Genomic DNA, 20,497 nt, shown 5'->3' on the forward strand with positions numbered 1-20,497 from the left:
AATGCAGACCGTTTTAGCGAAAATCGTTGCCGATAAGGCCATCTGGGTGGAAGCCCGCAAGCAACAGCAGCCGCTTGCGAGTTTCCAGAATGACGTCGTCCCGAGCAGCCGTCGTTTCTATGACGCCCTGCGGGGTACGCGCACCGCGTTTATTCTTGAGTGCAAAAAAGCGTCCCCGTCCAAAGGCGTTATTCGTGACGATTTCGACCCGGCGCGTATTGCCGGCATTTATAAGCATCATGCTTCAGCCATCTCCGTGCTGACGGATGAGAAATATTTTCAGGGCAGCTTCGATTTTCTGCCGATCGTCAGCGGCATCGCGCCGCAGCCAATCCTGTGCAAAGACTTTATTATCGACCCGTATCAGATCTGGCTGGCGCGCTTTTACCAGGCCGACGCCTGCCTGCTGATGCTCTCAGTGCTCGACGACGAGCAGTATCGCCAGCTTTCCGCCGTGGCGCACAGCCTGAATATGGGCGTGCTGACTGAAGTGAGCAACGAAGAGGAGCGGGAGCGCGCGATTGCGCTGGAAGCCAAAGTGGTCGGCATTAACAACCGCGATCTGCGCGACCTGTCCATTGACCTTAACCGTACGCGTCAGCTGGCGCCGCGTCTGGGGTCTGGCGTTACGGTGATCAGCGAATCCGGTATTAACAGCTACGCCCAGGTGCGCGAGCTGAGCCACTTCGCCAACGGTTTCCTGATTGGCTCCGCCATGATGGAACATGACGATCTCAACGCGGCCGTGCGTCGCGTGCTGCTGGGTGAAAATAAAGTCTGCGGCTTAACCCGCGAACAGGATGCCCAGGCCGCGTATGAAGCCGGGGCGATTTACGGCGGGCTGATCTTTGTGGACTCCTCTCCACGCGCGGTCAGCGAAGAGCAGGCGCGTAAGATCATCGCAGCGGCTCCGCTTAGCTACGTGGGCGTTTTCCGCAATGCAGATATTGCAGACGTTGCGGCAAAAGCCGAGGCGTTATCCCTGAGCGCGGTGCAGCTCCACGGCGATGAAGACCAGAGCTACATCGATGCCCTGCGCGCCGCGCTGGCACCACAGGTGCAAATCTGGAAAGCGCAAAGCGTTGGCGATACGTTGCCCTCGCGTAACCTGAACCATGTGGATAAATACGTCCTCGATAACGGCCAGGGCGGTACCGGCCAGCGTTTTGACTGGTCGCTGCTGAACGCCGAAAAGCTGGACAACGTCCTGCTGGCGGGCGGATTAAGCCCGGATAACTGCGTAGAAGCCGCTAAAACCGGCTGCGCAGGCCTCGATTTCAATTCAGGCGTAGAGTCCCAACCGGGTATCAAAGATGCCAGCAAGCTGGCCTCGGTATTTAAAACTCTGCGTGCATATTAAGGAAGAGAAGATGACGACATTACTTAACCCGTATTTTGGTGAGTTCGGCGGGATGTACGTCCCGCAAATCCTGATGCCCGCGCTGCGCCAGCTGGAAGAAGCGTTTGTCAGCGCGCAGAAAGATCCGGCGTTTCAGGCGGAATTTACCGACCTGCTGAAAAATTACGCCGGTCGTCCGACCGCGCTGACCAAATGCCGCAACCTGACGGAAGGCACCAAAACCACGCTGTATCTGAAGCGTGAAGACCTGCTGCACGGCGGCGCGCATAAAACTAACCAGGTGCTGGGCCAGGCGCTGCTCGCGAAGCGTATGGGCAAAACCGAAATCATCGCCGAAACCGGTGCGGGTCAGCACGGCGTGGCCTCTGCGCTTGCCAGCGCCCTGCTCGGTCTGAAATGCCGCATCTATATGGGAGCGAAAGACGTTGAGCGTCAGTCTCCGAACGTCTTCCGTATGCGTCTGATGGGAGCGGAAGTGATCCCGGTGCACAGCGGCTCCGCGACGCTGAAGGATGCCTGTAACGAAGCGCTTCGCGACTGGTCTGGCAGCTATGAAACCGCGCACTATATGCTCGGTACCGCGGCGGGCCCGCACCCGTTCCCGACTATCGTGCGCGAATTCCAGCGCATGATCGGTGAAGAGACCAAAGCGCAGATCCTCGAAAAAGAGGGGCGTCTGCCGGATGCGGTGATCGCCTGCGTTGGCGGCGGATCTAACGCCATCGGCATGTTCGCAGACTTTATCGACGACGCCAGCGTCGGCCTGATTGGCGTAGAGCCTGCCGGTCACGGCATTGAATCGGGTGAACACGGCGCGCCGCTGAAGCATGGCCGCGTGGGGATCTACTTCGGGATGAAATCCCCGATGATGCAAACCGATGAGGGTCAGATTGAAGAGTCTTACTCTATTTCTGCCGGCCTCGACTTCCCGTCCGTCGGGCCACAGCATGCGTTCCTGAACAGTACCGGCCGCGCGGACTATGTCTCCATTACCGATGACGAAGCGCTGGAAGCCTTTAAAACGCTGTGCCGCAGCGAAGGGATCATCCCGGCGCTGGAGTCTTCGCACGCCCTGGCGCACGCGCTGAAAATGATGAAAGAAAACCCGGAAAAAGAGCAGCTGCTGGTGGTGAACCTTTCCGGACGCGGTGACAAAGATATCTTCACCGTTCACGATATTCTGAAAGCACGAGGGGAAATCTGATGGAACGCTACGACAACGTATTTGCAGAGCTGAAATCCCGCCAGGAAGGCGCGTTCGTTCCCTTCGTCACCCTGGGCGATCCGGGCCCGGAACAGTCGCTGAAGATCATCGACACCCTGATTGAGGCCGGTGCCGACGCGCTGGAGCTGGGTATTCCGTTCTCCGATCCGCTGGCGGATGGCCCGACCATCCAGAACGCGACGCTGCGCGCATTCGCCTCCGGTGTGACACCGACCCAGTGCTTCGAGATGCTGGCGGCGATTCGCCAGAAGCACCCGACCATTCCAATTGGCCTGCTGATGTACGCCAACCTGGTGTTCAACCGCGGTATCGATGAGTTTTACGCCGAGTGCGCCCGCGTGGGCGTCGACTCCGTTCTGGTGGCAGACGTGCCGGTCGAGGAATCTGCGCCATTCCGTCAGGCGGCCATGCGCCATAACGTCGCCCCGATTTTCATCTGCCCGCCGAACGCCGATGACGCCCTGCTGCGCCAGATTGCCTCTTACGGACGCGGCTATACCTACCTGCTCTCCCGCGCGGGCGTGACCGGTGCCGAGAATAAAGCCGCACTGCCGCTGCATCATCTGGTGGAGAAGCTGGCCGAGTATCATGCCGCGCCTCCGCTGCAGGGATTCGGGATTTCCTCCCCGGATCAGGTCACCGCAGCGGTTGACGCGAAGGCGGCAGGTGCCATCTCCGGCTCCGCGATTGTGAAGATCATCGAAAAGAACGTGGACAAGCCAGAGCAGATGCTGGCCGAGCTGAAAGCGTTTGTGACCGTAATGAAAGCGGCGACGCGTAAAGCATAACCTCTCTACCGTCTGGCTTCCTGTCAGACGGTTCCCCTTCCTTCCCCACCTTCTACAACGGATTACCTCAAAATTGATCCCGTCGATATTTTCGGCGTGAATGGCTTTCCATTCTGGCGTGCAAGCGTATGATCTGGACTCTTTTTTATCTTTAATCCTTCTGAGTTCAGAGGCTTATTCATGTCATGGCACGCCTTCAAACAGACTTACCTGGTTAAGTTCTGGTCACCTGTTCCGGCCGTTATCGCGGCAGGCATTCTCTCTACCTACTATTTCGGCATCACCGGCACCTTCTGGGCCGTGACCGGCGAGTTCACCCGCTGGGGTGGTCAATTGCTACAGCTCGCTGGCGTGCATACCGAAGAGTGGGGTTACTTTAAACTCATCCATCTGGACGGCACGCCGCTAACCCGCATCGACGGGATGATGATCGTCGGCATGTTCGGCGGCTGTTTCGCGGCGGCGCTGTGGGCAAACAACGTTAAGTTGCGGATGCCCAAAAGCCGTAGTCGCATAATGCAGGCGGTGGTCGGCGGTATCATTGCCGGGTTTGGCGCCCGTCTGGCGATGGGCTGTAACCTGGCCGCTTTCTTTACGGGTATTCCTCAGTTTTCGCTTCACGCCTGGTTCTTTGCTGTCGCCACGGCCATCGGCTCTTACTTCGGTGCCAAATTTACCCTGCTGCCGCTGTTCCGCATTCCGGTGAAAATGACAAAAGTCAGCGCAGCGTCTCCGTTAACCCAGAAGCCGGACCAGGCGCGTCGTCGTTTCCGCCTCGGTATGCTGGTCTTTATGGCTATGGTCGCCTGGGCGCTTTGCACTGCGATGAATCAGCCCAAACTCGGCCTGGCGATGCTGTTCGGCGTGGGTTTTGGCCTGCTCATTGAACGCGCGCAGATCTGCTTTACCTCCGCGTTTCGCGATATGTGGATCACCGGCCGGACGATGATGGCGAAGGCGATTATCGCCGGGATGGCGGTCAGCGCCATCGGTATCTTCAGCTATGTTCAGCTCGGCGTTGAACCGAAAATCATGTGGGCCGGTCCTAACGCGGTCATTGGCGGCCTGCTGTTCGGCTTCGGTATAGTGCTGGCTGGCGGGTGTGAAACCGGCTGGATGTACCGCGCCGTTGAAGGTCAGGTGCATTACTGGTGGGTGGGCCTGGGAAATGTTATCGGCTCGACGATCCTGGCGTACTTCTGGGACGATCTGTCCCCGGCGCTTGCCACGAGCTGGGACAAGGTCAACCTGCTGAGCACCTTCGGCCCTCTCGGCGGCCTGCTGGTCACCTATGCCCTGCTGCTGGTCGCTTTTTTACTGGTTGTCGCGCAGGAGAAACGCTTCTTCCGTCGCGCGAGTGTTAAAACAGAAACCCAGGAGAATGCTGCATGAAAGAGATCGTGCCCGATTACCGTCTGGATATGGTCGGTGAACCCTGCCCTTATCCGGCTGTTGCCACGCTTGAAGCCCTACCGCAGCTCAAAAAAGGGGAAATTCTGGAAGTGGTCAGCGACTGTCCGCAGTCCATCAACAACATTCCGCTGGATGCGAAAAACCACGGCTACACGGTGCTGGATATCCAGCAGGATGGCCCGACCATTCGGTATTTGATTCAGAAGTGATCGCTAAGGGCCTCGTAAGGGGCCTTTATCCTATTGAATTATAGGACATCTTGATCCACGGCAAAAACGCAATTTTTGACTTAAGTAAAATCTCATTTCCCTTTTGAAGGAGGTTTTCGCGGTTTGATGTATTTACGAGCTTTACTGGTTTTCGCCTTATTGATTCCCTTCCATGCGCTGTCCCTGAATTTCTCTTCTACCTTCCTGCGCCTTAATTGTCCGCAAAGAGGACTTGTCGAGATCATTCTGCACGTTTATGACCATACCCAGGAACGATGGCAAGGTCATTTTGAAACCGGTGCGGGACATAAACGTGCGGGAGATACCGAAATTATCCCGTTTGCCAACGGCGATATTCTTTTCCATTCCCTGACCAGCGACGCTTTCAGCTATTTATACGATGGGGAAAAGATCCTGAGGCACTGCGTAAAGCTTGATGAGCGGCCGGTTTATCCGTCGTTTTGAAGTGAGCAAAGCAAACTGGCCACCCTGTGGCCAGTTTGACGGGGGATCAGAAACGATAACCCGCAGAGAACATAAACACCCACGGATCCAGGCGAGTATTGATACTTTGCTGCTGACCGCCCGCCTTGAAGCGTACGTCCGTATCAATATCCATGTACCAGACCGAGGCGTTAATCAGCCAGTCGCGGTTAATCAGATAGTCCAGACCGACCTGCCCCGCCATACCCCAGGAATCTTTCAGGCTAAGGTCAGTCAGACCGGCCTCTTTACCGGTATCGTTAAACTTCTCGTCAAAGAAGGTGGTGTAGTTCACACCGGCGCCAATATAAGGACGCACCTTGCTGCTGGCATCGCCAAAGTACCATTGCGCCATCAGCGTTGGCGGTAAATGGTGAACCGTAGCGATATCACCGGTTGCGCCCAGGCCCACGCGATGACGGAACGGCGTTGCAGCCAGAAGCTCAATACCAACGTTTTCCGTCGCCATATAGGTGAACGTTAACCCTAACTGGGTGTTATTACTGACGTTAAAACCGCCCATACCCAGCACGTTATCCGATCCTTCAGTTGGGCGAACCGTAGCCGAACCGGCACGAATAAAGAATTCGCCTGCTTCATGCGCATACGCGCCGCCAGAGAGACTGCTTAATACAAGGGCTGCCACCGCTAATTTTTTCATATCCGCTCCATCGTTGTGGTTTTAATCGCGGATGAGAATATACTCACAAATGAGTAATAAGTGATCTGCTACAGATCACATTAAAACCAGTAACTTAACATTCATTGATCTGGATTAATTTTTTGTTACGCATCCAAAAGCGATAAGTTGTTTCCATGTCAATTTTTGGCATTTCACGGTTACAAAATTTTCCCTTTTTCCCCTCTTGCTCTTCCTCTGACGGCTGGATAATTTATCGCTCTCACAAGTTGATTTGATGCGTTCTTCTTTTGCAGGTGTGCCATGAGTGATATCAACCCGTGCATGACGTGCGGAGCCTGTTGTGCGTATTTTCGAGTCTCTTTCTACTGGGCCGAAGCCAGCGATGGCGGCGGTACCGTTCCGGTTCATCTTACTGAGCCGTTAACGCCCTTTCTGCGCTGCATGAGCGGCACAAACCAAAAGCAGGCCCGCTGCGTAGCGCTACAGGGTGAGCCAGGGGTCTCTACCCGATGTTCCATTTATGAGGATCGGCCCAGCCCGTGCCGGGAATTTGCCATGTCGGGGGAAGATGGGCAGGTCAACGAAGCCTGTAATCGCGCCCGGGCGCGCGTTGGATTACCGCCGCTTTACAAAGATATGCTTTTCCATACAAGCCTTGATGCTGCCACAGCAGTTGCATCCGGTGTACAATTGCCGGCTAATTAACACCTGCAATACTCAAGGAGAGTGCATGTCTATCACGGCGAAGTCTGTCTACCGTGACACGGGAAACTTTTTCCGCAATCAGTTCATAACCTTTTTACTGATCGCGTTGCTATGTGCCTTTATCACGGTGGTGCTGGGCCATGCCTTCTCACCGAGTGAAGAACAGATTGCCAGCCTGAGCCAGGGCGACCATCTTGCCGGAAGCGTGGGGCTGTTTGAACTGGTGCAAAACATGACGCCGGAGCAGCAGCAAATTCTGCTGCGGGCGTCTGCCGCGTCCACGTTCTCGGGCCTGATCGGTAATGCGGTTCTGGCGGGCGGCGTTTTGCTGATGATTCAGCTGGTCTCGGCGGGTCACCGGGTCAGCGCCTTACGGGCGATTGGTGCGAGTGCGCCAGTCTTACCTAAGCTGTTTATTCTGATCTTTTTAACCACCATGCTGGTGCAAATGGGGATTATGCTGGTCGTGGTGCCGGGCGTATTACTGGCTATCGTGCTCTCATTTGCGCCTGTGATGGTGGTGCAGGATAAAATGGGGATTTTTACCGCGATGCGCAGCAGCATCAGACTGGCATGGGCTAATATGCGTCTGGTGGCTCCCGCCGTGATCGGCTGGCTGCTCGCCAAAACGCTCCTGCTGTTGTTTGCACCGAATTTTGCGGTATTAACGCCGAACGTTGGCGCGGTAGTGGCGAATACGCTGAGCAATCTGATTTCAGCGGTACTGCTGGTCTATCTGTTCCGCCTGTATATGTTAATTCGTCAGTAATCCTGAGGCGGGTGGCATCGCTGCCTCCCGCCCCGCTCAGAAGATGGAATCACAGAATGAAGCAGTTTCTTGATTTTTTACCGCTCGTGGTCTTTTTTGCTTTTTATAAGCTGTACGATATTTATGCCGCGACCACTGCGCTGATCGTTGCAACGGCTGTTGTTCTGATCTACAGCTGGGTGCGCTATCGCAAAGTCGAAAAAATGGCGCTGGTTACCTTCGTCCTGGTCGCCGTATTCGGCGGGCTGACGCTGTTCTTCCACAACGATGAATTTATTAAGTGGAAAGTGACCGTTATTTACGCGCTGTTTGCGGGCGCATTGTTAATTAGCCAGTGGGTCATGAAAAAGCCGCTGATCCAGCGCATGCTGGGCAAAGAGCTGACGCTGCCTCAGGAAGTCTGGTCCCGTCTGAATATCGCCTGGGCGGTCTTCTTTATTCTCTGTGGTCTTGCCAATATCTATATTGCCTTCTGGCTGCCGCAGAATATCTGGGTCAACTTCAAGGTCTTCGGCCTGACCGCGCTGACTCTTATCTTCACGCTGTTAAGCGGCGTATACATCTATCGCCACATGCCGCAGGACGACAAGCACTGATTAACGACTGACCAGAACGTCTACGACAGGCGTTCTGGTCTATTCTCTCCGCTGTGAAATCATAGTAGCATCCCGCCTGAAGTCTTCCGTTACGAGTTAAAACAATGACAACAACTAACGCCCCGCAGGGCGAACTGGTTTTACGCACACTGGCAATGCCCGCTGACACCAATGCCAATGGCGATATTTTTGGCGGCTGGCTGATGTCGCAGATGGATATGGGCGGCGCAATTCTGGCAAAAGAGATTGCCCACGGGCGCGTGGTGACTGTGCGAGTGGACGGCATGACCTTCCTGCGCCCGGTTGCGGTGGGAGATGTGGTTTGCTGCTACGCGCGCTGCGTCAAACGCGGCAACACCTCTATTTCAATCAACATCGAAGTATGGGTTAAGAAAGTCTCTTCGGAACCCATTGGGCAGCGTTATAAGGCCACCGAAGCGCTGTTTATTTATGTTGCAGTGGATAGCGAGGGTAAACCTCGTCAACTTCCGCAGGCCTGATCGACAGGCAAAAAAAGCCTCCATCAGGAGGCTTTTTTTATTCCATCTGCGCCCCGCCGTTCAGGCGGAAAACAATATTCACGATCAGTCCATTGCCCGGTTTCCCGGCCTCATAGCGCCATCTGCGCATCGCCGATTTCACTTCGCGCTCAAACATATTAGAAGGCTGAGCGGACAAGATTTCCACGTTATCCACGCGGCCATCGGCAGTGACGTCAAATTTAACCCGTACGCGGCCTTCAATACGTAAGGCCTGCGCTCGCGCCGGATACTGAGGCTGGTTGCGACTCAGTGCGCGCGGGCCCGCGGGGGCACTGACTGTCGGCTTAGGCGCGGTTGCGGTGTTATTCATCACCGGACGCGAAGGCGCTGCATTCTCGACCGTCTGGGTCGCGCGCGGTTCAACCGGACGTTCCTCGCGTTTCGGACGCTCCTCGACCTTCTTCACCGGTTTTGGCTTCGGCTTAGGTTTTGGCTTCGGTTCAGGCTTATGGATCACCACCGGCGCTTCCTTCGGTGGCGGCGGAACAGGCTCGGGCTCTGGCTCTGGCTCAGGTTCAGCCACCGGCTGCGGTGGCGGAGGTGCAACCTGCGGCGGTTCGAGATCCGCTGGCGATACCATTGTCACCGAAATCGGCTGCGCGGGCGCGGGCATTTCAATAACCTGATGAACCGAGGTATACAGCAAACCCGCCACAACAGCACCGTGAATCACGACAGAAAGCAGCGTCGGCCAGGGAAAGCGGCGAGGTAAATCAAGGGTCATCGAAGTCATAATCATCAACGTTAAAAAACCGAACACTGATTTTAAATGCAAATAGCAATCATATTCAATAAGACACTTTGTTCTGGCGCAACTTTAGCGCATGAGAGGCCAAAAAAGGCGCATTCAGATCAGGGTATTAACATTGTTTTTATTTTACATTGCAGTCGTTTGCCCTTTCACATAACGTAACTGACACTTTTACCGGTTAAGGAGCTTCGCCGTGTTTTACGTGATTTACTCTGAAGATGTTGCTGATTCGCTCGAAAAACGCCAGGCTGTGCGCCCTGCGCATCTGGCACGTTTGCAGCTGCTCCAGGATGAAGGCCGTTTACTGACCGCCGGCCCAATGCCTGCAGTAGACAGCAACGATCCGGGCGCCGCCGGTTTTGCCGGTTCCACAGTGATTGCTGAGTTTGAATCTCAGGAAAGCGCTCAGGCTTGGGCTGACGCAGATCCGTATGTTGCCGCAGGTGTGTATGCGAAAGTGACGGTTCGACCGTATAAGAAAGTGTTCTGAAACCAAAGCGGCTCCGAAAGGAGCCTTTTTTATGGTGGAAGTTACGCGTCTCTGCGCCGGGTAAACTGCTGCTCCGTTATAAGGGTTCCCCACTGATCGCCCTCCCACTCTTTAACGAGCGTAAATCCAAACGATTCGTATAAACGTCGTGCGGCGGTCAGCTTATTGAATGTCCAGAGATGCACGGCAGAGAAACCTACGCTGTCGCAAAAGCGCATCGCTTCGGTCAGCAGTTTTTTCCCCACCCCGTGTCCCCGGCAGCCATCGTCGAGAATAAACCAGCGCAGATGGGCTTCACCCGGGGCTAAATCCTCGCCATCTATCGCCACTGACCCCACTATCCTGCTGTTCATCACCGCCAGCCAGATCTGGTTGCATGGCTTATCCAGGCGGTCACTAAATTCTGCAACCCCTGCGGCCACTTTGGCCTCAAAAAAACGGCCAAAATGATGCTCGCGCGCGTAATAGACCCCGTGCATCTCCGCGACACGGCCAATCATGCCGGGAATATATCCCTGCACTATCGTGAGCTCGTCGGGGCGCGTGTCGCTGCCTGTCTCACGGCACGCCAGCAGCGCGTTGGCATAAAGGGAAAGTCCCTGAGAAATGGTCTGCTGCTGCGCAGGAGCCAGACTCTTTATTGCTGAGACCACGCGCTCATTGCTAAAGGTATTAATTTTACTGACCGTCTCATGACCTTTCGCGGTCAGCCTGAGACTCTTCGCTCTCGCATCTTCAGGTGAAGTAACTTCCTCGAGTTCGCCCGCGGCAATCAGGCGAGCCAGCATCCGGCTGACGCTGGATTTATCCAGGCCCAGCAGCTGCACCAGCTGACTCGCCGTCATCTCTTTGCGTAGGGCTATTTCGACCAGGGTATGGACGGCCGAAGGTGAGTAATTCGTTGAGGCCAGGGTCGAGGCCATAAAACCTAACTCTCGCACCATAAGGCGCGAGGAACGTCGAATAACACTGACTACCGGGGTTTCGCTGTGCATGTTGTGCCCTCATCATTAAGTTGCACTATACAACTAATGGATGAGGGGTTGTCAAACATAATAAAAAAGGCTCCCTCAGGAGCCTTTTAAACCATCAATGCAGCGACGCTAGCCTCGCCGCAAACCCGACAAACAGCAGCCCTATCAGCCCGTTTCCCAGCTTTGCCAGTTTCTTTTTCGTTTTCAGATAACGCGTGACAAACGCGCCGGAGAAGATCAGGAAGCTCATGTACATAAAGCTTATCAACTCCAGCGTCGTCGCGAGGATCAGGAAAGAAGTTCCGGTACTCTGTGCATTCACGTCAATGAACTGAACGAAGAACGATACGTAGAACAGAATCGCTTTGGGATTGGTCAGGCTTAATACCAGCGAACGTTTCATGATCATACTGGCCGGTTCGGGGCCGCTCTCATTCGCATTTTTCTGGCGGTTCACCACTGACCAGAGCATTTTGCCGCCCAGCCAGAGCAGATAGAAAGCCCCGAGATAGCGCACGATATTAAACAATACCGGCGTGGTCTGGATTAATGCCGCGACGCCCGCCCAGGCCAGAAACATCAGCACCGCATCGCCGATAAACACGCCCGTGGCGGCAAGATACCCTTTTTTAACGCCGTGACCGATCCCGGTTTTGAGCACAAACAGGGTATTCGGCCCTGGCACCAGCACGATAAAAAACGCGCCGACAACATACGTCCAGAAATTCAGTACGCCAAACTCCGCAAACACTTCTCCCTCCTTTTGCTAAACACAACAGGAATATCGCTGCAAATACGCTATTCCTAAAAAAACAGACGCTATAAAATCAGCGGGCACCCGTTACGGTGCCCTCATGGTTTCAGATATCCTGGACTGCGAACAGCAACGCATTGCGGTGCCTGGTCAATCCACATTTTCTGATGGCGTGAATACGCATATTGCGGCGGGATTGTGCTTCCAGCCAACGAGCCTTGCGACGACTCACCTGTCGCAACATGCGCCAGCGCCCTACTTCTGTTCTACTGCGCTTCATGTCTACAACTCTTTCTCTAACACTTTTTCTCTAAAAGAAAGGCCATTATAAACCCAACCCGGCAGCAAACCAGCGCTTTTACCTGGCGTTTTTATTTGCCAGATGAATCCTGATGCGTACACTCATAACAATACGCTTTCAAAAGGATTTTTTTACCTATGACAACCTTCTACACCGTGGTGAGTTGGCTGGTCATTTTGGGATACTGGCTGTTAATCGCGGGTGTGACATTACGCATCCTGATGAAGCGCAGAGCCGTACCCTCTGCCATGGCCTGGCTTCTGATCATTTATATCCTCCCGCTGGTGGGAATTATTGCCTATCTCTCTTTCGGCGAGCTTCATCTGGGTAAACGCCGCGCCGAGCGCGCCCGTGCCATGTGGCCCTCCACCGCGAAGTGGCTGAACGATCTTAAGGCCTGCAAACATATTTTTGCCGAGGAGAACAGCAGCGTCGCCTCCTCACTTTTTAAGCTTTGCGAGCGCCGCCAGGGGATTGGCGGCGTTAAGGGCAATCAACTGCAGCTACTGACCTCGTCCGACGACGTCATGCAGGCGTTAATCCGCGATATTCAGCTGGCTCGTCATAATATCGAGATGGTTTTTTATATCTGGCAGCCCGGCGGGATGGCTGACCAGGTCGCTGAATCGCTGATGGCCGCCGCGCGGCGCGGCATTCATTGCCGCCTGATGCTTGACTCCGCGGGTAGCGTGGCATTTTTCCGTAGCCCCTGGGCGGGCATGATGCGTAATGCCGGGATCGAAGTGGTTGAAGCGCTGAAGGTGAATCTCCTGCGCGTGTTTCTGCGCAGGATGGATCTCCGTCAGCATCGCAAAATGATCATGATCGATAACTATATTGCCTATACCGGCAGTATGAATATGGTTGACCCGCGCTTCTTCAAACAGGACTCGGGCGTAGGTCAATGGGTTGATTTGATGGCGCGAATGGAGGGTCCGATTGCCACCTCGATGGGCATCGTTTATTCCTGCGACTGGGAAATAGAGACCGGCAAGCGTATCCTGCCGCCACCGCCGGACGGCAATATTATGCCGTTTGAAGAGGCGAGCGGTCACACCATTCATACTATTGCTTCCGGGCCGGGCTTCCCGGAAGACTTAATCCATCAGGCGTTGCTGACGGCAACCTACTCGGCGCGTGAATATCTGATCATGACGACGCCCTACTTTGTCCCCAGCGACGACCTCCTGCACGCGATCTGTACCGCCGCGCAGCGCGGTGTCGATGTGAGCATCATTTTGCCACGCAAAAATGACTCCCTACTGGTGGGCTGGGCCAGCCGGGCATTCTTTAGCGAACTGCTGGCCGCAGGGGTAAAAATTTATCAGTTTGAAGGCGGATTGCTCCACACCAAGAGCGTTCTCGTCGACGGTGAGCTGAGCCTGGTGGGCACGGTCAACCTGGATATGCGCAGCCTGTGGCTTAACTTTGAAATCACGCTGGTCATTGATGATGCCGGCTTTGGCGGCGATCTCGCGGCGGTGCAGGATGATTATATCTCCCGCTCGCGGCTACTGGATGCCAGACTGTGGGTAAAACGTCCGCTGTGGCAGAGAATTGCCGAACGACTGTTTTACTTCTTTAGTCCGTTGCTGTAAAACGTGCCCAACGATGTTAAACAGGTAGTCATCATGGAAATGGATCTGAACAATCGCCTGACCGAAGACGAAACGCTCGAGCAGGCCTATGACATTTTTCTCGAACTGGCGGTTGATAACCTCGATCCCGCAGACGTGATCCTCTTTAATCTGCAGTTCGAAGAGCGCGGCGGCGCCGAATTGTTCGACCCTTCAGAAGACTGGGCTGAGCATGTTGATTTCGACCTGAATCCTGACTTCTTTGCCGAAGTGGTGATTGGGCTGGCCGATGAAGACGGCGGCGAAATTAACGATATTTTCGCCCGCGTCCTGCTCTGTCGCGAGAAAGACCACAAGCTGTGCCATATTCTCTGGCGCGAATAATAAAAAAGGCTGCGATTGCAGCCTTTTTTATTTACTCCGGTAATTCACTGCCGCAGCGGTGACAAAACCGCGCGTCGTGTTCATGTTCGCCCTGCTGGCAATGAGGACATTTGCGCTGTTGCTTGCGGCTCTGAAACGCGCTGCTCATGTGTGTGGTAATAAGTCCCGTCGGGATCGCAATCACCGAATAGCCAATCAAAATCAGCACTGACGCCACGATGCGCCCCACTGGCGTGTGGGGCGTAATATCTCCGTAGCCCACGGTGGTGACGGTCACAATGGCCCAGTAGACGGATGCATTGAGCGTCGTAAAGCCATATTTGGGCCCTTCTATTAAATACATCAGCGCGCCAAAAACAATCATAACGATGGCAATAAACGAGTAGAACAAAATAAGCTGATGGCGGGCGCTGACGATCGCACTCCAGAACACGCGTAATGACGGCATAAAACGCAGTAACTTCAGAATACGTAATACCCGAATCACGCGCATCGCGCGCCAGGCAAAGACATAGCTCAGGCTAATCTCCGGCCAAAGCCACATGACATAGAGCGGCAGGATGGTGGCTAAATCGATAAATCCCCAGAAGCTGAAAACATATCTGGCCGGGTTGGGCCAGGCTATTACCCGGAGGAGATATTCAGCGGTAAAAACCAGGGTAATCGCCAGCTCAAGCCAGACAAAGATATGCCATTCGTCAAACGTCAGGTGGTATTGCGTCCCGGCACCCGATTCAATAAAGATGACTACCACGCTGAGGAGCGCAAATAAACCGCACAGACCTTCAAAGCGTCGCCCTGAAACCGTTTCAGGGTCGAATAAAAAATGATATAGCCGCCGACGGGCTGACGTGAATATACGCGACACAGTTACCTCGCAAAAAATAAGGGCTGACATCATGTCAGCCCTTGCGATTATAACGGGTCTACTTTCAGGCAGGAAACCGCATGTCGGAAACTGCCTTCCAGAACCGGTCGCGTTTTAGCACATTCCGGCCCGGCCATCGGGCAGCGCGTGCGGAAGACGCAGCCTGACGGTGGGTTAATCGGCGAGGGTAATTCCCCTTCCAGAAGCTGGATGGTTTTATTTTTCTCCAGATCGGGATCGGGGATCGGCACCGCGGACATCAGCGCTCTGGTGTATGGATGCAATGGATTATGGTACACCTCGTCATAGGTGCCCAGCTCCACGGCATGCCCCAGATACATCACCAGCACGCGGTCAGAAATGTGTTTCACCACGGCCAGGTCATGCGCGATGAAGATCAGCGACAGCCCCATTTCGCGCTGCAGCTTCTGCAGCAGGTTAACCACCTGCGCCTGAATGGAGACGTCCAGCGCGGAAACCGGCTCATCGCAGATAATCAGCTTCGGTTCGAGGATCAGCGCACGGGCAATACCAATACGCTGGCACTGACCGCCGGAGAACTCATGCGGATAGCGGTTGATGAGGTTTGGCAACAGGCCGACTTTCATCATCATCGCCTTCACGCGGTCGCGCACTTCCTGACGAGACATCTTTGGATGATAGGTCCGCAGCGGCTCGGCAATAATCTCGCCGATGGTCATACGCGGGTTTAATGATGCCAGCGGATCCTGGAAAATCATCTGGATATCGCTGCGCACCTCGCGCCACTCGTCGGGCTTCATGCCCAGCAGATCTTTACCCAGCCAGGCCACTTTACCGTCGGTGGCTTTGACCAGACCGATAATGGCTCGCGCAAAGGTCGATTTACCGCAGCCGGACTCTCCCACCACGCCCAGGGTTTCCCCTTCGTACAGGCGCAGCGTGACGCCATCCACCGCTTTCAGGGTCTTCGGCGGCTGCCAGAACCACTGTTTGCCGTCTTTGATGTCGAAATGCACTTTAAGATCGGCGATTTCGAGCAGCACGTTGCGTTTTTCATCTAATGCGTTCATACCAGCTCCTCCTGCGGCTTAAAGCAGGCGCGCAGACGGCCTGGTGCAAACTCTTCCAGCGGCGGAGCGCTGTTGCAGATTTCCATCGCGTGCGGGCAGCGCGGCTGGAACGGACAGCCTTTCGGCAGACGCAGCAGGTTTGGCGGGTTGCCCGGAATGGTGAGCAGAGATTCCCCTTCTGCATCAAGACGCGGCACCGCGTTCAGCAGACCAATTGAGTACGGATGGGCTGGCTGATAGAAGACATCGCGCGCTTTGCCGTATTCCATGGTACGACCGGCGTACATCACCAGCACTTTGTCACAGATGCCCGCCACTACGCCCAGGTCGTGGGTGATCATGATAATCGCCGTGTTGAACTCGCGCTTCAGCTCGTTCAACAGGGTCATGATCTGCGCCTGAACGGTAACGTCCAGCGCGGTGGTAGGTTCATCGGCAATCAGCAGCTTTGGCCGGCACAGCAGCGCCATCGCAATCATCACGCGCTGACGCATACCGCCAGAAAACTCGTGCGGGAACATGCGCATACGCTTGCGCGCTTCCGGCATTTTCACCGCATCCAGCATTTTGACCGACTCTTCAAAGGCCTCCGCTTTGCCCAGGCCTTTGTGCAGCATCAGGACTTCCATCAGCTGCTCGCCTACGCGCATATACGGGTTCAGCGAGGTCATGGGATCCTGGAAAATCATCGAGATCTGCTCAGCGCGCAGCTTGTTCAGCTCGTGTTCCGGCAGGTTGAGGATTTCGCGACCGTTGAATTTAGCGGAGCCGCCAATCACGCCGTTAGCAGCCAGCAGGCCCATCAGCGCAAAGGCAGTCTGGGATTTTCCGGAACCGGATTCCCCTACGATCCCCAGCGTTTCACCCGCGCGCAGGTTGAAGTTGAGATCGTTGACGGCGGTAACATCCCCGTCCGGCGTTTTAAAGGTCACGCGGAGGTCTTTCACATCCAGCAGAAGGTTATTCTGCTGTTGCGCCTGTGGCGCAGTGGCCGTTTCAATAATTGTCATGACGGCGCTCCTTAACGGTCTTTCGGGTCGAGGGCATCACGCAGGCCATCGCCGATAAAGTTAAAACAGAACAGGGTAACGACCAGGAAACCCGCCGGATAAAGCAGTAGCCACGGTGAAACTTCCATCGAGTTTGCGCCATCGCTTAGCAGCGCGCCCCAGCTGCTCAGTGGCTCTTGTGTACCCAGACCCAGGAAGCTCAGGAAAGATTCAAACAGGATCATGCTTGGTACCAGCAGTGAGGCATAAACCACCACCACGCCCAACACGTTAGGAACGATATGGCGAACCACGATATTCCCGGTGGACACACCGCCTACCTGCGCGGCTTCGATAAATTCTTTGCGTTTGAGGCTCAGCGTCTGGCCGCGAACAATACGCGCCATATCCAGCCAGGAAACCATCCCGATAGCCACGAAGATCAGCAGGATATTTTGGCCGAAGAAGGTCACCAGCAGGATGACGAAGAACATGAACGGGAAGGAGTTCAGGATTTCCAGCAGACGCATCATTACCGAGTCTATTTTGCCGCCGAGGTAGCCGGAAAGTGAACCGTAGAGCGTACCCACGATCACCGCCACCAGCGCGGCAGCAATACCTACCATCAGCGAGATACGGCCACCGATAGCGACACGCACCAGCAGATCGCGTCCGGAGGAGTCCGTGCCAAAATAATGGCCTGATTCCATATCCGGTGCGCTGGACATCATGCCCCAGTCGGTGTCGAAATAGGTAAATTGCGACAGCATCGGCGCCAGGGTCACAAACAGCGCGATGATCACCAGAACAACCAGACTGGCAACCGCTGCACGGTTGTGCATAAAGCGACGGCGCGCGTCCTGCCAGAGGCTACGACCTTCTACTTCCAGTTTTTCACTGAAGTTTTCCAGCGCCTCGCTGTTTTTCTTACTCAACATCATGGCGTGCTCCAGCGTTAGTAACGAATTTTCGGATCGATGACGGCATACAGCACATCGACGATAGCGTTAAAGAGAATGGTCAGCGCACCGACGAGAATGGTCAGGCTCAGCACCAGCGAATAGTCGCGGTTGAGCGCGCCGTTAACGAACAGCTGACCAATGCCGGGCAGGCCGTAGATTGTTTCGATAACCATAGAGCCGGTGATGATCCCGACGAATGCCGGTCCCATGTAGGAAAGCACGGGCAACAGCGCCGGTTTGAGCGCGTGGCGGAAGATAATCCGACGCATCGGCAGCCCTTTAGCGCGCGCGGTACGAATGAAGTTCGAGTGCAGCACTTCGATCATTGAACCACGGGTGATACGCGCGATGCTGGCGATGTACGCCAGCGATAATGCCACCATCGGCAAAATCATGAACTTCAATGCCCCGCCGTTCCAGCCGCCGCCAGGCAGCCACTTCAGCGTAATGGCAAATATCATCACCAGTAATGGCGCGACAACGAAGCTGGGTATCACTACCCCGGTCATTGCCACCCCCATTACGGCATAATCCCATTTGGTATTTTGTCTGAGCGCAGCGATAACGCCCGCGGTGACCCCGAAAACGATGGCCAGAATGAATGCCGCAGCACCCAACTTAGCCGATACCGGGAAGCTGGACGCGACCAGGTCGTTAACGGAATAGTCTTTATATTTAAATGACGGTCCAAAATCGCCGTGGGCCAGCTGCTTCAGGTAATTGAAGTACTGGGTGGAGATAGGATCGTTCAAGTGGTATTTCGCTTCGATATTCGCCATGACTTCAGGCGGCAGCGTACGCTCACCGGTAAATGGACTGCCCGGCGCAAGACGCATCATGAAGAAGGAAATCGTGATGAGAATAAATAGCGTTGGAATCGCTTCAAGACAGCGACGTAGGATAAATTTCAACATTGCCCGTACCTTCTGGCGTGTGCCTATATTATGTGACGTTGGTTAGACACCGTGGGGCGAGCATGCCCGCCCCACTCATTGCCATTAATGCTTGATAATATACAAGTTTTTAACGTAGATATTATCCATCGGGTCTTTACCGGTATATCCACCTACCCACGGTTTCACCAGACGGGCGTTAACGTAGTAGTAAACCGGAACGATCGCGGAATCTTTATCCAGCTGCTGCTCGGCTTTAGAGTACAGTTCTGTACGCTGTGCTTCGTCAGTGGTTTTCAGCGTGTCGCCAATCAGCTTGTCGAATGCCGGACTCTTATAGTGCGCGGTGTTGTTCGAGCTGTCGCTCAGCATGGTGTTCAGGAAGGAGGTCGGTTCGTTATAGTCCGCACACCAGCCAGCACGTGCCACATCAAAGGTGCCCTGATGACGGCTGTCGAGGAAGGTTTTCCACTCCTGGTTCTCCAGCTTCACGTTCGCGCCCAGGTTCTTTTTCCAGATTGAGGCAACGGCGATAGCCAGTTTTTTGTGCAGATCGGAAGTGTTGTAGAGCAGGCTGAAGGTCAGCGGCTTATCTGCGGTGTAGCCCGCTTCGGCCAGCAGTTTCTTCGCTTCTGCGTTACGCTGTTCCTGAGTCTGTTTAAACCACTCTGGCTCGGTCAGTTTTGCGCCATCGGTGTATGGAGGGGTATAGCTGTACGCCGGCAGATCGCCCTGGTTTTTCACTTTGTTCACGATGATATCGCGATCCAGTGCCAGCTTCAGCGCGGTACGAACACGTACGTCGGTAAACGGTGCTTTCTGGTTGTTGATTTCATAGTAATAGGTGCACAGGTACGGATCGACGTGAACTTCTTTAGGGATCTCTTTTTTCAGTTTCTGGAACAGTTCAATCGGCATGTTGTTATAGGTCATGTCGATTTCACCGCTGCGATAGCGGTTAACGTCAGTCACTTCGGACGAAATTGGCAGGTAGGTCACCTGGTCAATAACGGTTTTCGCGTTATCCCAATACTGCGGGTTACGGTCAAGCACCATACGTTCGTTGACCACCCAGTCTTTCAGCTTATAGGCACCGTTGGTCACGATATTGGCAGGCTGCGTCCATTTCTCACCAAATTTTTCCACGGCGGATTTTGGTACCGGGGAGACGGACGGGTGAACCAGCAGCTTATAGAAGTACGGAACAGGTTCGCTCAACGTCACTTCAAAGGTATTGGCATCGATCGCTTTTACGCCCAGGTCGGTAACAGATTTTTTGCCCGCGATGATGTCATCAATATTGGCGATGTGGCCATATTGCAGGTAGCTCGCATACGGAGAGGCGGTGGTTGGATTCGCCAGACGCTGCCAGCTATAAACGAAATCTTCGGCCGTGACCGGTGTACCGTCGGACCATTTCGCATCTTTACGCAGATGGAAGGTCCAGACTTTGAAATCTTTGTTTTCCCATTTTTCTGCAACACCCGGCGCCGGGTGGCCGTCTACGTCTGTCACCAGCAGGCCTTCGAACAGGTCGCGGTTAACGTTAGACTCAGGAACACCTTCAATTTTGTGCGGGTCAAGAGACTGAACTTCCGCACCGTTGTTACGCACCAGCGTCTGTTTCTCCGCCAGTTGAACACCTGCAGGAACGTCCGCAGCCATTGCAGCGTTGCCCGCGATTAGCGCAGTTAAAATCCCCGCCGCTACCAGATTTTTTTTTGTGATGATGGACATTGTGTTGGTACTCCACTCATTATAATGACTGG

General features: G+C 54.6%; 24 protein-coding genes. 13 read left to right on the plus strand and 11 right to left on the minus strand.

Annotated elements, in window-relative coordinates:
• Position 1 precedes the first annotated feature (1 nt).
• From trpCF to USF70_RS08155, 6 genes are all read left to right on the plus strand, one after another.
• A complete protein-coding gene (trpCF, locus tag USF70_RS08130) occupies positions 2 to 1,360 on the plus strand; it encodes a bifunctional indole-3-glycerol-phosphate synthase TrpC/phosphoribosylanthranilate isomerase TrpF (protein ID WP_320735521.1) in 1,359 nt (452 codons plus the stop codon).
• Between the two features lie 10 nt (positions 1,361 to 1,370).
• Positions 1,371 to 2,564: a tryptophan synthase subunit beta gene (gene trpB / locus USF70_RS08135; RefSeq protein WP_047061021.1), complete on the plus strand. Its 1,194-nt coding sequence runs from the start codon at positions 1,371 to 1,373 to the stop codon at positions 2,562 to 2,564.
• Positions 2,564 to 3,373, plus strand: coding sequence for a tryptophan synthase subunit alpha (gene trpA / locus USF70_RS08140; protein WP_232937818.1), 810 nt, complete (start codon positions 2,564 to 2,566; stop codon positions 3,371 to 3,373). Before trpB ends, trpA begins: the two co-directional genes overlap by 1 nt.
• A gap of 180 nt (positions 3,374 to 3,553) precedes the next feature.
• A complete protein-coding gene (yedE, locus tag USF70_RS08145) occupies positions 3,554 to 4,765 on the plus strand; it encodes a selenium metabolism membrane protein YedE/FdhT (RefSeq protein ID WP_320735522.1) in 1,212 nt (403 codons plus the stop codon).
• Complete coding sequence (yedF, locus tag USF70_RS08150) at positions 4,762 to 4,995, plus strand: sulfurtransferase-like selenium metabolism protein YedF (protein ID WP_003856774.1); 234 nt, start codon at positions 4,762 to 4,764, stop codon at positions 4,993 to 4,995. Before yedE ends, yedF begins: the two co-directional genes overlap by 4 nt.
• Before the next feature lie 126 nt (positions 4,996 to 5,121).
• Positions 5,122 to 5,460: a hypothetical protein gene (locus USF70_RS08155; protein ID WP_320735523.1), complete on the plus strand. Its 339-nt coding sequence runs from the start codon at positions 5,122 to 5,124 to the stop codon at positions 5,458 to 5,460.
• 46 nt (positions 5,461 to 5,506) lie between these two features.
• Here USF70_RS08155 and ompW read toward each other — a convergent pair whose 3' ends face one another.
• Positions 5,507 to 6,139 carry an outer membrane protein OmpW gene (gene ompW, locus USF70_RS08160; protein ID WP_048975124.1) on the minus strand — a complete coding sequence of 211 codons (633 nt, stop codon included), beginning with the start codon at positions 6,137 to 6,139 and terminating at the stop codon, positions 5,507 to 5,509.
• Between the two features lie 282 nt (positions 6,140 to 6,421).
• Here ompW and USF70_RS08165 point away from each other — a divergent pair, with 282 nt between their 5' ends.
• From USF70_RS08165 to yciA, 4 genes are all read left to right on the plus strand, one after another.
• Entirely contained in the window at positions 6,422 to 6,826 is a 405-nt protein-coding gene (locus USF70_RS08165) for a YkgJ family cysteine cluster protein (RefSeq protein WP_180402695.1), read from the plus strand.
• Positions 6,827 to 6,851: 25 nt separating this feature from the next.
• Positions 6,852 to 7,595 carry a YciC family protein gene (locus USF70_RS08170; RefSeq protein ID WP_032656704.1) on the plus strand — a complete coding sequence of 248 codons (744 nt, stop codon included), beginning with the start codon at positions 6,852 to 6,854 and terminating at the stop codon, positions 7,593 to 7,595.
• Between the two features lie 56 nt (positions 7,596 to 7,651).
• Positions 7,652 to 8,191: a septation protein A gene (locus tag USF70_RS08175; protein ID WP_025756566.1), complete on the plus strand. Its 540-nt coding sequence runs from the start codon at positions 7,652 to 7,654 to the stop codon at positions 8,189 to 8,191.
• A 104-nt stretch (positions 8,192 to 8,295) separates the two neighbouring features.
• A complete protein-coding gene (gene yciA, locus USF70_RS08180) occupies positions 8,296 to 8,691 on the plus strand; it encodes an acyl-CoA thioester hydrolase YciA (RefSeq protein ID WP_008502796.1) in 396 nt (131 codons plus the stop codon).
• Positions 8,692 to 8,728: 37 nt separating this feature from the next.
• Here yciA and tonB read toward each other — a convergent pair whose 3' ends face one another.
• Positions 8,729 to 9,457 (minus strand): TonB system transport protein TonB, encoded by a 729-nt coding sequence (gene tonB, locus USF70_RS08185; protein WP_223537848.1) that lies wholly within the window; start codon positions 9,455 to 9,457, stop codon positions 8,729 to 8,731.
• A gap of 220 nt (positions 9,458 to 9,677) precedes the next feature.
• Between tonB and USF70_RS08190 the strand changes: the two genes are divergently transcribed.
• Entirely contained in the window at positions 9,678 to 9,974 is a 297-nt protein-coding gene (locus USF70_RS08190) for a YciI family protein (RefSeq protein ID WP_029741731.1), read from the plus strand.
• A gap of 41 nt (positions 9,975 to 10,015) precedes the next feature.
• On the opposite strand, the gene USF70_RS08195 is transcribed toward USF70_RS08190, so the two are convergent.
• The 3 genes from USF70_RS08195 to USF70_RS08205 all read right to left on the minus strand — a co-directional run bounded on the left by USF70_RS08195 (position 10,016) and on the right by USF70_RS08205 (position 11,982).
• Complete coding sequence (locus USF70_RS08195; protein ID WP_033145754.1) at positions 10,016 to 10,969, minus strand: helix-turn-helix domain-containing GNAT family N-acetyltransferase; 954 nt, start codon at positions 10,967 to 10,969, stop codon at positions 10,016 to 10,018.
• 94 nt (positions 10,970 to 11,063) lie between these two features.
• Positions 11,064 to 11,699, minus strand: a complete 636-nt coding sequence (gene leuE / locus USF70_RS08200; protein WP_033145755.1) for a leucine efflux protein LeuE — start codon at positions 11,697 to 11,699, stop codon at positions 11,064 to 11,066.
• A 109-nt stretch (positions 11,700 to 11,808) separates the two neighbouring features.
• A complete protein-coding gene (locus USF70_RS08205; protein ID WP_086379783.1) occupies positions 11,809 to 11,982 on the minus strand; it encodes a YciY family protein in 174 nt (57 codons plus the stop codon).
• Between the two features lie 158 nt (positions 11,983 to 12,140).
• On the opposite strand from USF70_RS08205, the gene cls reads away from it, so the two are divergent.
• Positions 12,141 to 13,601, plus strand: a complete 1,461-nt coding sequence (gene cls / locus USF70_RS08210) for a cardiolipin synthase (protein ID WP_008502791.1) — start codon at positions 12,141 to 12,143, stop codon at positions 13,599 to 13,601.
• A gap of 33 nt (positions 13,602 to 13,634) precedes the next feature.
• Positions 13,635 to 13,964, plus strand: a complete 330-nt coding sequence (locus tag USF70_RS08215) for an HI1450 family dsDNA-mimic protein (RefSeq protein WP_006810881.1) — start codon at positions 13,635 to 13,637, stop codon at positions 13,962 to 13,964.
• A 31-nt stretch (positions 13,965 to 13,995) separates the two neighbouring features.
• Here USF70_RS08215 and USF70_RS08220 read toward each other — a convergent pair whose 3' ends face one another.
• From USF70_RS08220 to oppA, 6 genes are all read right to left on the minus strand, one after another.
• Positions 13,996 to 14,865 carry an ion transporter gene (locus USF70_RS08220; RefSeq protein WP_033145756.1) on the minus strand — a complete coding sequence of 290 codons (870 nt, stop codon included), beginning with the start codon at positions 14,863 to 14,865 and terminating at the stop codon, positions 13,996 to 13,998.
• Positions 14,866 to 14,879: 14 nt separating this feature from the next.
• The gene (gene oppF / locus USF70_RS08225; protein ID WP_023312094.1) at positions 14,880 to 15,884 is read right to left on the minus strand and encodes a murein tripeptide/oligopeptide ABC transporter ATP-binding protein OppF; all 1,005 of its coding nucleotides are present in this window, start codon (positions 15,882 to 15,884) and stop codon (positions 14,880 to 14,882) included.
• Positions 15,881 to 16,894, minus strand: a complete 1,014-nt coding sequence (locus USF70_RS08230) for an ABC transporter ATP-binding protein (RefSeq protein ID WP_023312095.1) — start codon at positions 16,892 to 16,894, stop codon at positions 15,881 to 15,883. The genes oppF and USF70_RS08230 overlap by 4 nt, the downstream gene beginning before the upstream one ends.
• Before the next feature lie 11 nt (positions 16,895 to 16,905).
• Entirely contained in the window at positions 16,906 to 17,814 is a 909-nt protein-coding gene (gene oppC / locus USF70_RS08235; RefSeq protein WP_023312096.1) for an oligopeptide ABC transporter permease OppC, read from the minus strand.
• Between the two features lie 14 nt (positions 17,815 to 17,828).
• The gene (gene oppB / locus USF70_RS08240; protein ID WP_008502786.1) at positions 17,829 to 18,749 is read right to left on the minus strand and encodes an oligopeptide ABC transporter permease OppB; all 921 of its coding nucleotides are present in this window, start codon (positions 18,747 to 18,749) and stop codon (positions 17,829 to 17,831) included.
• An 84-nt stretch (positions 18,750 to 18,833) separates the two neighbouring features.
• A complete protein-coding gene (oppA, locus tag USF70_RS08245) occupies positions 18,834 to 20,465 on the minus strand; it encodes an oligopeptide ABC transporter substrate-binding protein OppA (RefSeq protein ID WP_320735524.1) in 1,632 nt (543 codons plus the stop codon).
• Positions 20,466 to 20,497: the final 32 nt, after the last annotated feature.

It is taken from the genome of Enterobacter sp. 237C8, from assembly GCF_034106865.1.
GTDB classification, from domain to species: domain Bacteria; phylum Pseudomonadota; class Gammaproteobacteria; order Enterobacterales; family Enterobacteriaceae; genus Enterobacter; species Enterobacter asburiae_B.

What these genes read in the sequence shown, in the direction of transcription:
- USF70_RS08230 (WP_023312095.1), bottom strand. Translation starts at nt 16,894, where the DNA reads ATGACAATTATTGAAACGGCCACTGCGCCACAGGCGCAACAGCAGAAT.
- oppA (WP_320735524.1), bottom strand. Translation starts at nt 20,465, where the DNA reads ATGTCCATCATCACAAAAAAAAATCTGGTAGCGGCGGGGATTTTAACT.
- USF70_RS08195 (WP_033145754.1), bottom strand. Translation starts at nt 10,969, where the DNA reads ATGCACAGCGAAACCCCGGTAGTCAGTGTTATTCGACGTTCCTCGCGC.
- trpA (WP_232937818.1), top strand. Translation starts at nt 2,564, where the DNA reads ATGGAACGCTACGACAACGTATTTGCAGAGCTGAAATCCCGCCAGGAA.
- trpCF (WP_320735521.1), top strand. Translation starts at nt 2, where the DNA reads ATGCAGACCGTTTTAGCGAAAATCGTTGCCGATAAGGCCATCTGGGTG.
- yedF (WP_003856774.1), top strand. Translation starts at nt 4,762, where the DNA reads ATGAAAGAGATCGTGCCCGATTACCGTCTGGATATGGTCGGTGAACCC.
- trpB (WP_047061021.1), top strand. Translation starts at nt 1,371, where the DNA reads ATGACGACATTACTTAACCCGTATTTTGGTGAGTTCGGCGGGATGTAC.
- USF70_RS08220 (WP_033145756.1), bottom strand. Translation starts at nt 14,865, where the DNA reads ATGATGTCAGCCCTTATTTTTTGCGAGGTAACTGTGTCGCGTATATTC.
- oppF (WP_023312094.1), bottom strand. Translation starts at nt 15,884, where the DNA reads ATGAACGCATTAGATGAAAAACGCAACGTGCTGCTCGAAATCGCCGAT.
- oppC (WP_023312096.1), bottom strand. Translation starts at nt 17,814, where the DNA reads ATGATGTTGAGTAAGAAAAACAGCGAGGCGCTGGAAAACTTCAGTGAA.
- USF70_RS08175 (WP_025756566.1), top strand. Translation starts at nt 7,652, where the DNA reads ATGAAGCAGTTTCTTGATTTTTTACCGCTCGTGGTCTTTTTTGCTTTT.
- tonB (WP_223537848.1), bottom strand. Translation starts at nt 9,457, where the DNA reads ATGACCCTTGATTTACCTCGCCGCTTTCCCTGGCCGACGCTGCTTTCT.
- yedE (WP_320735522.1), top strand. Translation starts at nt 3,554, where the DNA reads ATGTCATGGCACGCCTTCAAACAGACTTACCTGGTTAAGTTCTGGTCA.
- USF70_RS08170 (WP_032656704.1), top strand. Translation starts at nt 6,852, where the DNA reads ATGTCTATCACGGCGAAGTCTGTCTACCGTGACACGGGAAACTTTTTC.
- USF70_RS08205 (WP_086379783.1), bottom strand. Translation starts at nt 11,982, where the DNA reads ATGAAGCGCAGTAGAACAGAAGTAGGGCGCTGGCGCATGTTGCGACAG.
- USF70_RS08165 (WP_180402695.1), top strand. Translation starts at nt 6,422, where the DNA reads ATGAGTGATATCAACCCGTGCATGACGTGCGGAGCCTGTTGTGCGTAT.
- oppB (WP_008502786.1), bottom strand. Translation starts at nt 18,749, where the DNA reads ATGTTGAAATTTATCCTACGTCGCTGTCTTGAAGCGATTCCAACGCTA.
- USF70_RS08155 (WP_320735523.1), top strand. Translation starts at nt 5,122, where the DNA reads ATGTATTTACGAGCTTTACTGGTTTTCGCCTTATTGATTCCCTTCCAT.
- yciA (WP_008502796.1), top strand. Translation starts at nt 8,296, where the DNA reads ATGACAACAACTAACGCCCCGCAGGGCGAACTGGTTTTACGCACACTG.
- cls (WP_008502791.1), top strand. Translation starts at nt 12,141, where the DNA reads ATGACAACCTTCTACACCGTGGTGAGTTGGCTGGTCATTTTGGGATAC.
- ompW (WP_048975124.1), bottom strand. Translation starts at nt 6,139, where the DNA reads ATGAAAAAATTAGCGGTGGCAGCCCTTGTATTAAGCAGTCTCTCTGGC.
- USF70_RS08215 (WP_006810881.1), top strand. Translation starts at nt 13,635, where the DNA reads ATGGAAATGGATCTGAACAATCGCCTGACCGAAGACGAAACGCTCGAG.